The organism is Leptolyngbya sp. KIOST-1 (assembly GCF_000763385.1).
Lineage (GTDB): Bacteria > Cyanobacteriota > Cyanobacteriia > Phormidesmidales > Phormidesmidaceae > Nodosilinea.
Window position 1 is genome coordinate 2,210,304 of record NZ_JQFA01000002.1, and the last position, 13,826, is coordinate 2,224,129.

The following is a 13,826-nucleotide window of genomic DNA, read 5'->3' on the forward strand; positions in this document are numbered from 1 at the left end:
GTCAGGCTATGGTCCAGCGCCAACCTCTGAACCAGGTCGCCCCAGCAATGGTGAATCTGGCGCCGGCAGCTACGGCGATCGCTACGATCGCTCAACCCCTCCTGAGTCAGAGTACAGCGCTCCCCGTTACCCAGAGGAAAACCAGGGCTACGACCCCTACGGGCGCGAAGCCCCCCCGGCCAGAACGCCCCAGAATCCTCCCCCAACCAGCTGGGATGACGACCCCTGGGGCCAGTCGGCACCGCCGAGTCGGCCCGCTGCGGAAGGTCGTCCCCGCCCTGCCGCTGCTCCGGAGCGAGGGAGCCCCAGCAATTCCGGCCCAGAGCGCTCGGTGGATCGTCGCCCCGCCCCCCGTTACGATGACGACAATTGGAGCGATCGCGACGAGTGGCTCTGACCTGGTCGACCTATCCCCCGCATGACTTACTCACTCACTTACCGACGACTCGATGGAGAACTTTCGGAACTACTACGAGATTCTGGGGGTTTCTAGAGAGGCAACCTTTAGCGACATCAAGCAGGCCTACCGCAAGCTAGCGCGGCAGTACCACCCCGACCTCAACCCCGGCGATCGGGCCGCAGAGGACCAGTTCAAGCTGCTGAGCGAAGCCTATACCGTCCTCTCCGACGACGAAAAGCGAGCCCAGTACGAAAAATTTAGCGAGTACTGGCAGCAGGAGGGCTTTAAGAAAGGCCAGGGCAAATCGGTGGTTGGCGACATCTTCGGCGGCCGCATTTCCCTGGAAGACTTTGGCTTTGGCGAGTTTCCCGATTTCAATGTCTTTGTCGATCAGCTGCTCAATCGTCGACCCAGCCCCCGGCGGGGGGCGGACCAGGCTGTCCACGACAATGGCTATGCCGACGATAACCCCCCGTCCCGCCAAGCCTCAGCTACCACAGGTCGCCGTGACGCCGAGGCCGATCTCACCATTCCCCTCGAAAAAGCCTTTCGAGGCGGGCGTGAGCGCATTCGCCTGGAAGACGGGCGATCGCTTGAGGTCAATATGCCCGCCGGCATGATCACGGGCCAGCGCATTCGCCTGCGCGGTCAGGGCATTGGCGGTGGCAATCTGTACCTGCGCATTCAGGTGGACCCGCACCCGTTCTACACCCTCCAGGGCAACGACGTGTACTGTCGAGTCCCGATTACGCCCAGCGAAGCCGCCCTGGGCAGCACCATCGACATTCCTACCCTCGACGGCCCTGTGCGCACTACCCTACCCCAGGGAGCCCAAACGGGGCAGATCATTCAGTTGCCGGGGTGCGGCTACCTGGCCGGGCAGGAACGGCGAGGGGATCAAATTGTGGAACTGGAGGTGGTAGTGCCGATTGGACTGAGCGATCGCGAAAAAGCCCTCTACGAAGAGCTGCGCCAAACCGAGCGCTTTCGCCCCCGTGCGGACCTGTTCAACTGACTCAATTGTTTCAAAAACGTTACAATAACTCTCTGGTTTCTCAGGGGTAAAACATGAATTAAACGCTATAAATGCCTACAAAACAGACCTTTTAACGCAGTTTCTGCCCCCGCCAGCTCTCTGAGGCCGCGTTCCCTATTGCCAACTAAATGAGAAGTTGACTTTCCCTGGCGTCCCCCAAGTCGCTAAACTATCAATGGAAAAAGGTCATCCCGTCATTTTTAACTATGTCTGTTGTTAGCCAAGTTATTTTGAATGCCGACGACGAGCTGCGCTATCCAACCACCGGCGAGCTCAAGGCCATTGAAGACTTTTTGAAGACTGGCGAGCAGCGCACCCGCATTGCCGCCACCCTGTCTGAAAACGAGAAAAAGATTGTTGACCAGGCCAGCAGAGAGCTGTGGCGGCGGCGGCCCGACTTCATCGCCCCCGGCGGTAACGCCTACGGCCAAAAGCAGCGCTCCCTCTGCATTCGCGACTATGGCTGGTACCTGCGGCTGGTCACCTATGGTGTACTGGCCGGTGACCAGACTCCCATTGAGGCCATCGGGATTGTGGGCGTCCGCGAAATGTACAACGCTCTGGATGTTCCCGTGCCCGGTATGGCCGAAGCCATCCGCTGCCTCAAAGAGGCGTCGCTAAACCTGCTGCCCGACGAAGACGCCGCCGAAACGGCCCCCTACTTCGACTACATTATCCAGGCGATGTCCTAAGCTCTAGCCAGCACTGTAAACCCCGGCTTTTCAAAGAAGCCGGGGTTTTGCTTTAGGGGGGAATTTCCAGGGCGATCGCCCTTTTCCCATCCGCACTCCCTCAACCACCCTTGCAGACAGACCCACTACACTAGAGGCACACCCACCCTGTACCGCCATGGTTGCCAACTCCCAGCCCTGGACCATCCGCGACCTCGCCGCCATGCCCGACGACGGCGGCTGGAAGCGCTACGAAATCATCGACGGAGAACTCTACGTGACCCGCGCCCCCCACATTCGCCATCAAGGTGCCGCTGGGAAGCTGCACATGCGCTTGGAGCGCTGGTCTGAGGAAACGGGCTTAGGCGCAGCCTTTCAGGCTCCCGGCGTCGTATTCTCCCCGACCGACGCAGTTATCCCCGATGTGGTGTGGGTTAGCTATGAGCGCTTGGCCAATGGCCTCGACGATGCCGGGCACCTGATCGTCGCCCCAGAACTGATGGTTGAAATCCTCTCCCCCGGCGACCTCAACGAGCAGCGCGATAAGGAGGTCAAGCTCAAGCTCTACTCCCGCTACGGTGTGCAGGAGTACTGGATTGTGAACTGGCAGCTCAAAACGCTGGAAATCTACCGTCGCAGCAATGCCCAGCTTCAAATCGTTGGCACCCTTCTGGTGGGTGACACGCTGGCCTCACCTTTACTACCCGAGTTCAGCACCCCCTAACCGAGTTGTTTCGGTAAGTTTTGTCTCGTGCCCACGCTCTGGGTGGACACGGCCATCGCGGACGCTCTGCGTCCTCTGGGGCAGGGGCGCAAAGCGCCAGCGGGAGCATTCCCACGCGGAGCGTAGGAACGATAGTGGTGACTACCCGATTGACGATCAACTTCATATCTCAACTTTTCTATGGGCATAACGCTCGCCTAATGCTGGCTGTGACCTAACGGACGTTTAGCTTGAATTGATTGAGTGATCAGTTGTGTATCAACAGCAAACCCCAGAGTTCTTCAAGAACTCTGGGGTTTTGGGCAACAGCGAATCTTTCTCTACCTACAGCGAGGCTAATACGTCGCGGGCGGCGGCGATGGTGGCGTCGATATCCGCATCGGTGTGGGCCAACGAGGTGAACCCGGCCTCGTACTGTGACGGGGCCAGATATACCCCGCGCTCTAGCATGCCCCGGTGGAAGCGGCTAAACTTCTCCAGGTCAGACCCCTTGGCGTCTTCAAACTTGGTGATGGGGCCGGGGTGGAAGAACATGCCAAACATGGCGCTGATGTGGCCACCGCAAACCTCATGGCCGGTGTCGCGGGCCGCCTGCAGCAGGCCATCGGTGAGTTTCGCCGTCAACCGTTCCAGCTCATCGTAGGTGCCCGGGCGCTGGAGTAGCTCCAGGGTCTTGATGCCCGCCGTCATGGCCAGGGGGTTGCCCGACAGGGTACCCGCCTGGTACACCGGGCCAGCGGGGGCGACCATTTCCATAATGTCGCGGCGACCGCCGTAGGCTCCTACGGGTAGCCCACCGCCGATCACCTTACCCAGAGTGGTGAGGTCGGGGGTGATATTGAACTTGGCCTGGGCACCGCCGTAGGCAATGCGGAAGCCGGTCATCACTTCGTCAAACACCAGCAGGGCGTCATTTTCGCGGGTGATTTCCCGCAGCCCCTCCAGGAAACCGCCGTCGGGGGTAATAAAGCCAGAGTTGCCGACCACGGGTTCGAGAATCACCCCAGCAATTTCGCCGGGGTTCTGCGCGAACAGGGTTTTGACCGCTTCGAGGTCGTTGTAGGGGGCGGTGAGGGTGGCGCTGGTGGCAGCTTTGGGGACGCCGGGGGAGTCGGGCAGGCCCAGGGTGGCAACGCCAGAGCCAGCCTGCACCAGAAACATGTCGGCATGGCCGTGGTAGCAGCCGGAAAATTTGATGATTTTGTCGCGTCCGGTGTAGGCGCGCATCAGCCGCAGGACCGCCATACAGGCCTCGGTGCCGGAGTTAACAAAGCGCACCATCTCGATGCTGGGCACGGCCTGAATTACCATTTCGGCCAGCACGTTTTCGAGATAGCAGGGCGCGCCGAAGCTAGTGCCCTTTTCGAGCGCTGCCGACAGGGCTGCCAGCACCTCGGGATGGGCATGGCCGCAGATGGCGGGCCCCCAGGTGCCCACGTAGTCGATGTACTGATTGCCGTCTACATCCCAGATGTAGGCACCCTTGACCCGGTCAAACACAATCGGCTGTCCGCCCACCGATTTGAAGGCTCGTACCGGAGAGCTGACGCCACCAGGCATCAGATTTTGAGCGGCGGTAAAAATTTCCTGTGATTTTGCTGTTTTAAACGGGGCTGTACTGACCAAAGCACGTTCCTCTCAGAGTCGAAAAGCATTCGATGGCCTAGAGTTATGTCATCAACTGTGGCCAAAAGCCCGGTATATCAAGCCTTGCCACGCCCGACCCAAAAGACAGGCTAGGGGCTATAACCCTTGATTTGAGCGTTTAGCAGCTAATTGATGATAGCCCTAGGATTTGGCCATCCGAAGGTTAGCTCTGATCATTATCCTATTGATTGGAGAAGGCGTACTGCCAGATGTTAAGGAATGTAGTGTTAGCGGCGCAGGTGGTGGAGGCGACCGTTCTTGATCTGCACTACGGGGTGGTTGGAGATTCGCACCAGATGCTCGTCGTGGGTGGTGACGATGACGGTAATGCCAATGGAGTTAAGCTTTTTCAGGATTTTGATCACCTGCAGGGAGTTGTCGGCGTCCAGGTTGCCCGTGGGTTCGTCGGCCAGCAGTAGGGGTGGGGTGTTGACCACGGCGCGAGCGATACTCACGCGCTGCTGTTCGCCGCCGGACAGCTCATCGGGGAAGCACTGGGCCTTGCCCTGCAAACCCACCATTTTGAGCGTAGGCAGGGCGTCGTACACCGCCGTGTCGCCGTGGGGGTGGTACTTACCCAGCACCTCCCCCAGGTTGGAGATTCGCACCAGATGCTCGTCGTGGGTGGTGACGATGACGGTAATGCCAATGGAGTTAAGCTTTTTCAGGATTTTGATCACCTGCAGGGAGTTGTCGGCGTCCAGGTTGCCCGTGGGTTCGTCGGCCAGCAGTAGGGGTGGGGTGTTGACCACGGCGCGAGCGATACTCACGCGCTGCTGTTCGCCGCCGGACAGCTCATCGGGGAAGCACTGGGCCTTGCCCTGCAAACCCACCATTTTGAGCGTAGGCCAGAGGCGACGGTGAATTTCTTTGCGGCTAAACCCCTGGGCCCAGAGTACGAAGGCTACGTTCTCGGCTACGGTGCGTTTGGGAATCAGTTTGTAGTCCTGGAACACGACGCCAATGCGCCGCCGCATCATGGCCAGGCGATTGCCGCGCAGGTTTGAGATCGGTTCGTCGGCTACCAGAATGCTGCCACTGGTGGGGCGCTCGTAGCCGTAGAGCAGCTTTAGCAGGGTCGATTTGCCGGATCCCGAAGGGCCGGTGACAAAGAGAAAGTCGCCGGGGTTGACGCTGAGGTTGACGCCCATAAGCGCTTTGCTGCCGTTGCCGTAGGTCTTCTCAACATTGGTCAGCGAAACAATGGGCTGCACGTTGGGGTCGCTGGGAGGGGCCGCGTCGAGTTCCGGGGAGGGGGAGGAACCGATGCTAGGGCGGGCCGGCACCACAAGCTTGAATCGGTCCTGCAGTCGAGCCCTGACCTCCTCTGGCAGGCTGGAGAGCTTGGCATGGTCAGTGGGGCGATGGAGCACAGAAGTCATGGAGCGTCCTAACTGAGGTGGGTTGAGCTAGCTCGGGCATGAGCCTAGCCAAAACGGATCAACTGCGCAGCCAGCGCCAGGGACGGGGCTGACATGGCTTTTGGGTGGCCATTGTACCGGAAAGACCCTGGCTGGCAAAAGGCATATTTGTTTTTTCAATAATCGTCACGTTCTGTTACCTAGGACACGGCGACTGGATGAGGTCGGCTGGCGCGGTCTGGGGGGTTAGGGCTCTGGTCCTAGAAGCGTACCGCAATGTTTGCAAAACTGAGCATCGCCGTCGTGCAGCGTGAGGCCGCAGCCGGGGCAGGGAAGGTGCTGGGACCGAGAAACTTTGCTCAGCTGTCGAATTAGCCTGCTAATTTGGGTGGGGATGAGGGCAATGCCGGTAAGGATCATCATGACGGTGAGCCCCCGACCAGCTTCTGACACTGGGGTGACGTCGCCGTAGCCGACGGTGGTCATGGTGACGACGGCAAAATAAACCGCATCGAGGAAGGTGCCAAAGGTCTCCGGATGGCTGGAACTTTCGACCTGAAAAATCAGGCCGGAGTAGATAAAAATAATCGTGCCCAGGGTCAACAAAATGCGGATCAAGATCAGGCTGTCGGCGCTAGTCACCTGGCCGAACCACAGCCGATTGTTGAAGATATGCACCAGCCGCAAAATGCGTAGCGATCTGAAAAAGCGCAGAAATCGGATGTCAAAAATACCAATCCAGGAGGGCAGGATGGCGATGAAATCGATCAGTCCGTAGAGGCTGAAGGCATAGTGCCAGGGGCGAGGGGCTACCCAAAGTCGGAGGCCGTATTCAAGGGTGAAGGCCAGTACAATCAGCCAGTCGAGGCGGTTTAACCAGCTGTCGAGGGTCGGTGAAATGGGGTAGGTTTTGAGAACAAAAATGACGGCGGACAGAAAAATGAGCAGTACGATCGCGCCGTTAATCAGCCGCCCCGCCAGGGTGTCAGTGGTGTTTAATTCGTTGCGCAGACGATCGCGGAGCTGCCCCCTTTGGCCATCGCGCCAGTCCTTCTGATTTAGCTCTATCGGTTTTTCCACTGTGTTAATGCCCACCCCCAGGATGGTTCTGTGCCCATTACTGGGCTAAGATGACCAAGCAGACCGATTTTTATCTGGCTGCAAATTTTTACTGACCTTGTCTTTGGCCCTGGTTTGGATTTTAAGGTAATCCAAAGGCTAACCTAGCGTTTAAGGTCAGAGATGGGTCTAGGGTAACGTGAGTTTCCCGGATTGACCTAGGGCCGATGATAGCGCTGTGGATGCCACCCTTTGGCCAAACCAGGGGTTAGATTTAGTATCACAGCGGCAATCTGAGCACCCATGGCGATCGCACCCATTTTCACCACTCTCCACGATTTTTCTCCTACCCTGTCAGGTACTTGGCCCCCTCTGCCTGCCCAGCGACCCCTGCTGCTGGTGGGCCACGGCAGCAGGGATGCGGAAGGGCGCGATCGCGTGCTGGAGTTTGCCGCCGCCTACCAGGCTCTAGACACCTCTCGCCCGGTCATCCCCTGTTTTTTGGAGCTGAGTGAGCCCACCATCCAAGACGGCGTAGACCTGTGCGTGGAGAAGGGCTACACCGACATTTCGGTGCTGCCTATTTTGCTGTTTGCGGCCCGCCACAACAAGTTCGACGTCACCAATGAGCTAGACCGCGCCCGCCAGCGCCACCCCCAGGTCACCTTCCACTACGGTCGCCACTTTGGCATTACCCCAGCCATCATTCAGCTGTGGCAGGAGCGCCTGGCCGAACTGGATACCCCCCGGTTTAACCCCGCTGGCATTGCCCGCGAAGACACGGTGCTGCTGTTTGTGGGCCGGGGGGCCAGCGACCCCGACGCCAATGGCGATGTTTACAAGCTGGCCCGCATTGTGTGGGAGGGCAGCCGCTACAAAACCGTAGAAATTTGCTTTATCGGCATTACCCACCCCCGGCTGGAGGAGGGCTTTCGCCGTGCCCGGCTGTACGAGCCCAAGCGCATCATTGTGCTGCCCTACTTTCTCTTCACCGGAGTGCTGATCAAAAAGATTATGGGCATCTGTGAACAGGAGCAGGCAGCCCACCCCGAACAGCTGGTGAGCTACCTGCCGGAGATGGGCTGCCACCCGCAGCTGATGCAGATTTTGCGCGATCGCGAGATCGAAACCCACCTGGGTCAGGTGGCGATGAACTGCGAAATGTGTAAATTCCGTCTCGCTGCCGGGGGTGGCCCCCAGGGGCAAGGGCACAGCCACGACCACGGCCATGCTCACGATCAAGGACATACCCACGACCACGGGCATCATCATGACCACGGGCATCATCATGACCACGGGCATGGACATGGGCATCACCATCACGGCGAGCCTGTCGATCTATTTCCAAAACCTGACGACTACCACCAACGGGCATGGCAAGTTCCCTAGCCCAAAGGGGTTGGGAATGCTAGAAACAGCGCCTGGGCAACGGCCTGGGTGAGGTTTTAGCGTAACCCAGGGAGCAGCTATGTTCAAATCCGTTGGTCGGCACGTGTGCGCCTTTGACTTGGAGTGGGTGCCCGACCCAGTCTCGGGGCGGCGCGTGTACGGTCTGCCCGCCACGCTGTCGGATGCCAAGGTCTTTGAGATAATGTGGGCCAGGGCTGGGGCCACGGCGGAAAAACCTCGGCCCCACCTCAAAACGGCCCTGTGCCGGGTGGTTGCGGTTTCGGCGGTGGTTCGAGAGCAGCAACCCAATGGCGAGATCAACCTGCGGCTGACCACGCTGCCCAGGCAACTCGATGGCCTGATGGATGAAGGCGAACTGATTGCTACGTTCCTGGGGTATCTCGGTCAGCAGCATCCTCAGCTAGTAGGCTTCAATTCGCAGACCGCAGACCTGCCGATTTTGCTTCAGCGCGGGCTCGTCTCAGGCATCACCGCCGCAGACTTTTGCCGTCGGGCCGACAAAGGCTGGGGCAGCGACTACTTCAGCCGTCACGGTGACGCCCACGTTGATTTGAAAAGTGTTCTCAGCGGTTGGGGCCTGGCGACGCCGACTCTGCACGAACTGGCGGCAGCGATGGGTATTCCCGGTCAGGTGGGGCCGGAACCCCACGACGTGGTGGACTGGTGGGTCGAGGGAGATTTGCGATCGATCGTGGTTCAGAGCCAGTACGACGCCCTGAGTACCTACCTAGTGTGGCTGCGGACGGGGCGATTCGCCGGGTTCTTTAGCGAAGCTCAGTATTTGGACGAGGAAGCGCAGGTGCGGGGGCTACTGAGCGATCGCATTGCCCAGGGCGACCATCACCTCACGGCCTATCTCAATCGGTGGGACAGCTTTACCACCCAATCCGCCGCCACCCCAGTTATTTCCCTCGCCACTACCGCTGAGGCGGCAGAACAGGCGGCCTAAGGCCGCATCCAGTACCCTGAAATCAGGGTACTTCTATGACCGACGCAATGCCAGCCGAACCACAAAGGGAACCTGCGATCGCAGTTGAATGTGCGTATTCTGTGGGTTGGAGGGCGTTGCTGAATCAAGGCATGAATCTTTAGCGGCAAAAGTCCTTTCACAGTCTCAAAATCCCCCAACTGCTGGGGGACGTTTGAGACTGTTCGGTCCCCCCACGCATTGGGGGCTAGGGGGGCAAATCATCCCGACAATCAGCAACGCCGGTTCCGCCTTTGATGATCGGTGGCATGGGCACTGGGCTGGCCTGATCCTATATTTTTTCCAACTGCCAGCCCGATCGTCCGTTTTTGCCCTTTTCAGTCGCCTCCCCCTACCCCAGGAGAGGCGGCCGTTTAGAACCCCGCAAGTTTACTCTTCCTCTGCCGAGCCGTCGGTTTCCAGTTCGGGGTCAACCGCAATCACATCCACCACGGTTCTGTCGTCGGGGGCGTCGTCCAGTCCTTCGACCTGGAGGGCTGGGGGTACGACGGCCACGGCTGCGATCGCATCCTCCCCATCCAGACGCTGTAGCCGCACCCCGGTAGCCGGGCGCGACTGAATCGAGATATCGCCAACCCGCTGGCGAATGATGATGCCTCGGTTAGTCACCAGCATCAGCTCGTCGCCCTCGCCCACCACCAGCAGCGCCGCCAGGGCATCGTCGCGCTTGCGGAACTTGATCGATTGCAGCCCCATCCCGGCCCGGTTTTGCAAACGGAACTTAGCCACCGGCACCCGCTTACCCAGCCCCGAGGCTGTGATCACCAGCACCCAGGGGCCGCCCTCGCCGTTGGTGACGGTATCGTCATCGTCATCATTTTCGGCGGCCTGTACCGCCTCCACCACCTGGCTGGGCAGAATGTCCATGCTGATCAGCTCGTCGCCGTCGCGCAGGGCCATGGCCCGCACCCCGCGAGTGGGGCGCCCCAGGGGCCTGAGCTGTTCATCACTGGCTTTGAAGTGAATGGTCATGCCCCGCCGCGAGCCGATCAAAATGCTGTCGGTATTGCGGGCCAGGCGCACCCACTTGAGCTGGTCGCCCTCTTCGAGGGAGATGGCGATCAGGCCGTTGGTGCGAATGTTGCTGAAGGCCGACAGGGCGGTTTTCTTCACGAAGCCGCCCTGGGTCAGCATCACCAGGTACTCCTCGTCGGTGAACTCGCGCACCGCCAGCACCGAGGTAATCGCCTCTTCCTTGGGGATGGGCAGCATCTGCACGAGGGGCATCCCCCGCGAGGCGCGGGAGCCCTCGGCGATCTGGTAGGCCCGCAGGGCGTAGGTGACGCCGCGATCGCTGAAGAACAGCAGGTAGTCGTGGGTGTAGCAGGTGATGAAGTGCTGCACGCCATCGTCTTCCTTCATTTTGGCCCCGGCCTTGCCCCGAGTGGCGCGGCTCTGGGCCTCAAAGGTGGCCACGGGCATGCGTTTGATATAGCCCTGGTCGGTGACCAGAATCACCACCTGCTCGTTGGCGATCAGCGAAATGTCGGTGAGCTCCGCATCGTCCATTTCGATCACGGTGCGACGGGGGTCGTCGTGCCGGGCCTTGAGCTCGCCCAGCTCGGTGGTGATGATGTCGAGAATGCGCTCGCGTCGGGCCAAGATGTCTTGCAGGTCGGCGATCTGGGCCACCAGCTCCTCATGCTCTCTCTGGATCTTGTCGGCCTCCAGGGCGGTGAGGCGGCGCAGCTGCATTTGCAGAATGGCGTCGGCCTGGAGTTCGGAAAGGCCGTAGGTGTCCATCAGCTCCTGCTTGGCGGCGGGGGTGTCGGCGGCTCCGCGAATCAGGGCGATGATGGCGTCGAGGTTGGCCAGGGCAATCAGGTAGCCCTGGAGAATGTGGTCACGCTCCTGGGCCTTGCGCAGCTCGTACTGGGTGCGGCGGGTAATGGTCTCTTCGCGAAACTCGAGAAACACCTCAAGCATGCGCTTGAGGCCGAGCAGCTGTGGTTCGCCGTTGACCAGGGCCAGCATGTTGACGCCGAAGTTGTTTTGCAGCGGCGTCTGTTTGTAGAGGTTGTTGAGCACCACCCGGGGATAGGCGTCGCGCTTTAGCTCGATGACGATGCGCATGCCGTCGCGATCGCTCTCGTCGCGGATATCCGAAATGCCCTCCAGGCGGCGCTCGTTCACCATTTCGGCGATGCGCTCGATCATGCCCGCCTTGTTGGTCTGGTAGGGCAGCTCGGTGATGATGATGGCTTCGCGATCGGGGCGGCCCCGATGCTCGATGGTCTCCATGGTGGCGACGCCGCGCATGGTGACCGAGCCGCGCCCGGTCAGGTAGGCGTCGCGAATGCCGTTGCGGCCCAAAATTTGCCCGCCGGTGGGGAAGTCGGGGCCGGGGATGATCTCCATCAGCTCGGCGGTGGTGATGTCGGGGTTGTTGATCAGGGCGATCACGCCGTCGATCAGCTCGCCGGGGTTGTGGGGGGGAATGTTGGTGGCCATGCCTACGGCAATGCCGGAGGAGCCGTTGAGCAAGAGCTGGGGCAGCCGCGAGGGCAGTACTACGGGCTCCTGCTGGGAGCCGTCGAAGTTGTCGGCAAAATCGACCGTTTCAGACTCGATGTCTTGCAGCAGCGAGTCGCTGGTCAGCGATTGCAGGCGACACTCGGTGTATCGCATCGCCGCCGGGGGGTCGTTGTCGATGGAGCCGAAGTTGCCGTGGCCGTTGATCAGGGGCGATCGCATGGAAAAGTCCTGGGCCATCCGCACCAGGGCGTCGTACACCGCCGTGTCGCCGTGGGGGTGGTACTTACCCAGCACCTCCCCCACCACGCGGGCACACTTGCGGAAGGGGCGATCGGCGGCTAACCCCAGCTCGTGCATGGCGTAGAGAATGCGGCGATGCACCGGCTTGAGCCCGTCCCTGGCATCTGGCAGCGCTCGACCCACAATGACGCTCATGGCGTATTCCAGGTAGGAGCTTTGCATTTCGGCGCGCAGATCGGTGGGGACAATGCGCTCTTCTGGGGTCGCCATAGGCTCAAAAACTCCGAATTTGCGAACAACAAAGCGCTAGTCAGACCCTCGCACCGAGCGGTGCTGAATAGCGCTTGATCACGATGTTTTTTGCGGACTCATGTGAGTTATATTTTAGCACGAATTCCCCGGTTCAAATCGGCGGGCGCTATGGTAGAACCAGGGGCGCGAGAAGCTTGATTTAGCTACCTTTCACTGCCCCAGACGAATCCTTAATTTGTAGTAGTTCACACCCCCTGAGTTTGCTGTGCACCACGCCCTTGACCTGACCGATTTTGCCGTCATCTATTCGCCCGCATTTTTGACCCACGATACGGGCCATTTTCATCCCGAAAATGCGGGGCGATTGACGGCGATTGTGGCGGCCCTGGAGCAGGCTCCCTGGGCCACTCACCTGGACTGGCGCGAACCCACCCCACTCAAGCAGCGACCGGATGTAGACACCCTGATTGCCCAGCTCCACAACCCCCGCTACGTCACCGCCCTGCGGGAAATCGCCCACACCGGCGGCGGCCACATTGACGGCGATACGGTGGTATCCGAGGAAAGTTACGCCGTGGCGCGGCTAGCGGTGAGCGCCTGGCTCGATGGGGTTGATTATGTTTTAGAAACGGGGCATTCGGTCTTCGTGCTGGCCCGGCCCCCAGGGCACCACGCGGTACGCGATCGCGGCATGGGCTTTTGCTTATTCGCCAACGCGGCGATCGCCGCCCACTACGCCCTCGAACAACCCGGCATCGACCGCGTCGCCATCCTCGACTGGGATGTGCACCACGGCAACGGCACCCAGGCTCTGGTGGAGGGGAATGCTGCGATCGCCTACTGCTCCCTGCACCAAACGCCCGCCTACCCCGGCACCGGCCAAAGCAGCGAAACGGGTTTTCACGGCAACGTGCTGAACCTGCCCATGGCTCCCGGCAGCAACCGCGCCGACTACCAGGGGCAGTTTGAGCAACGGGTGATTCCCTTTCTCAAGGCCTTCAGTCCCGATCTGCTGATTGTCAGCGCCGGGTACGACGCCAACGCCGCCGACCCCCTGGCCAACATCAACCTGCACCCCAAGGACTACGGCCTGTTTACCCAGCAATGCCTGACCGTTACCGATAAAATCCTCTTCGGCCTCGAAGGCGGCTACGACTATGAGGCGCTGAGTCAGTCGGTACTGGCCACGATTGCCGCTCGCTTAGGCGTTTAGCGGCGCTCCTATCGCTACTGATTGTTGAGCCCCAGGCGAACGATCAGCCCAACTAGAGCGACAGCGGCACTGATCGACAACCCAGCAGAGATGCCGCCGACCCACTTCACCACATCCCAGGTGCGATCTTCCCACTTCCGACCGCGATCCTGGTCATTGCTCATTTGGGCTTGCGCCCTACGTATCTCAGCCTGCTCGCTGCGCATTTCAGCCTGCTCGCTGCGCATCTGAGTCAGATCCTCTGCCAGCTTCTCAAGCGTAGCTTCTATGCGATCTAATCGGTCGTTGGTAGTAGTCATGGCCAGTGGAACGCCTTGGGCATGATACCTATTATCCCTTACTTGATGTAG

General features: G+C 60.1%; 11 protein-coding genes. 6 read left to right on the forward strand and 5 right to left on the reverse strand.

Annotation, left to right across the window (positions count from 1 at the left end; all coding sequences use genetic code 11):
• Nucleotides 1-449: 449 nt before the first annotated feature.
• The 3 genes from NF78_RS09785 (at nucleotide 450) to NF78_RS09795 (ending at nucleotide 2,831) form a co-directional block, all read left to right on the forward strand.
• Complete coding sequence (locus NF78_RS09785; protein ID WP_035985961.1) at nucleotides 450-1,415, forward strand: DnaJ C-terminal domain-containing protein; 966 nt, start codon at nucleotides 450-452, stop codon at nucleotides 1,413-1,415.
• Between the two features lie 227 nt (nucleotides 1,416-1,642).
• Nucleotides 1,643-2,128, forward strand: a complete 486-nt coding sequence (locus NF78_RS09790) for an allophycocyanin subunit alpha-B (RefSeq protein WP_035985962.1) — start codon at nucleotides 1,643-1,645, stop codon at nucleotides 2,126-2,128.
• 157 nt (nucleotides 2,129-2,285) lie between these two features.
• Nucleotides 2,286-2,831 (forward strand): Uma2 family endonuclease, encoded by a 546-nt coding sequence (locus NF78_RS09795; RefSeq protein WP_035985963.1) that lies wholly within the window; start codon nucleotides 2,286-2,288, stop codon nucleotides 2,829-2,831.
• A gap of 324 nt (nucleotides 2,832-3,155) precedes the next feature.
• On the opposite strand, the gene hemL is transcribed toward NF78_RS09795, so the two are convergent.
• The 3 genes from hemL to NF78_RS09815 form a co-directional block, all read right to left on the reverse strand.
• Complete coding sequence (gene hemL / locus NF78_RS09800) at nucleotides 3,156-4,457, reverse strand: glutamate-1-semialdehyde 2,1-aminomutase (RefSeq protein ID WP_035985964.1); 1,302 nt, start codon at nucleotides 4,455-4,457, stop codon at nucleotides 3,156-3,158.
• 248 nt (nucleotides 4,458-4,705) lie between these two features.
• Nucleotides 4,706-5,860: a cell division ATP-binding protein FtsE gene (gene ftsE / locus NF78_RS31825; protein WP_225885271.1), complete on the reverse strand. Its 1,155-nt coding sequence runs from the start codon at nucleotides 5,858-5,860 to the stop codon at nucleotides 4,706-4,708.
• A 225-nt stretch (nucleotides 5,861-6,085) separates the two neighbouring features.
• A complete protein-coding gene (locus NF78_RS09815) occupies nucleotides 6,086-6,919 on the reverse strand; it encodes an ion transporter (RefSeq protein WP_081972709.1) in 834 nt (277 codons plus the stop codon).
• Between the two features lie 282 nt (nucleotides 6,920-7,201).
• Here NF78_RS09815 and NF78_RS09820 point away from each other — a divergent pair, with 282 nt between their 5' ends.
• A complete protein-coding gene (locus NF78_RS09820; RefSeq protein WP_035985965.1) occupies nucleotides 7,202-8,287 on the forward strand; it encodes a sirohydrochlorin chelatase in 1,086 nt (361 codons plus the stop codon).
• A gap of 79 nt (nucleotides 8,288-8,366) precedes the next feature.
• Entirely contained in the window at nucleotides 8,367-9,257 is an 891-nt protein-coding gene (locus tag NF78_RS09825; protein ID WP_052050061.1) for a hypothetical protein, read from the forward strand.
• Between the two features lie 408 nt (nucleotides 9,258-9,665).
• On the opposite strand, the gene gyrA is transcribed toward NF78_RS09825, so the two are convergent.
• On the reverse strand, nucleotides 9,666-12,281 hold the full coding sequence (gene gyrA / locus NF78_RS09830) for a DNA gyrase subunit A (protein WP_052050063.1): 2,616 nt from the start codon (nucleotides 12,279-12,281) through the stop codon (nucleotides 9,666-9,668).
• A gap of 247 nt (nucleotides 12,282-12,528) precedes the next feature.
• Here gyrA and NF78_RS09835 point away from each other — a divergent pair, with 247 nt between their 5' ends.
• Nucleotides 12,529-13,476 carry a histone deacetylase gene (locus tag NF78_RS09835; protein WP_081972568.1) on the forward strand — a complete coding sequence of 316 codons (948 nt, stop codon included), beginning with the start codon at nucleotides 12,529-12,531 and terminating at the stop codon, nucleotides 13,474-13,476.
• 14 nt (nucleotides 13,477-13,490) lie between these two features.
• Here NF78_RS09835 and NF78_RS09840 read toward each other — a convergent pair whose 3' ends face one another.
• Entirely contained in the window at nucleotides 13,491-13,775 is a 285-nt protein-coding gene (locus NF78_RS09840; protein WP_035985966.1) for a hypothetical protein, read from the reverse strand.
• Nucleotides 13,776-13,826 lie beyond the last annotated feature (51 nt).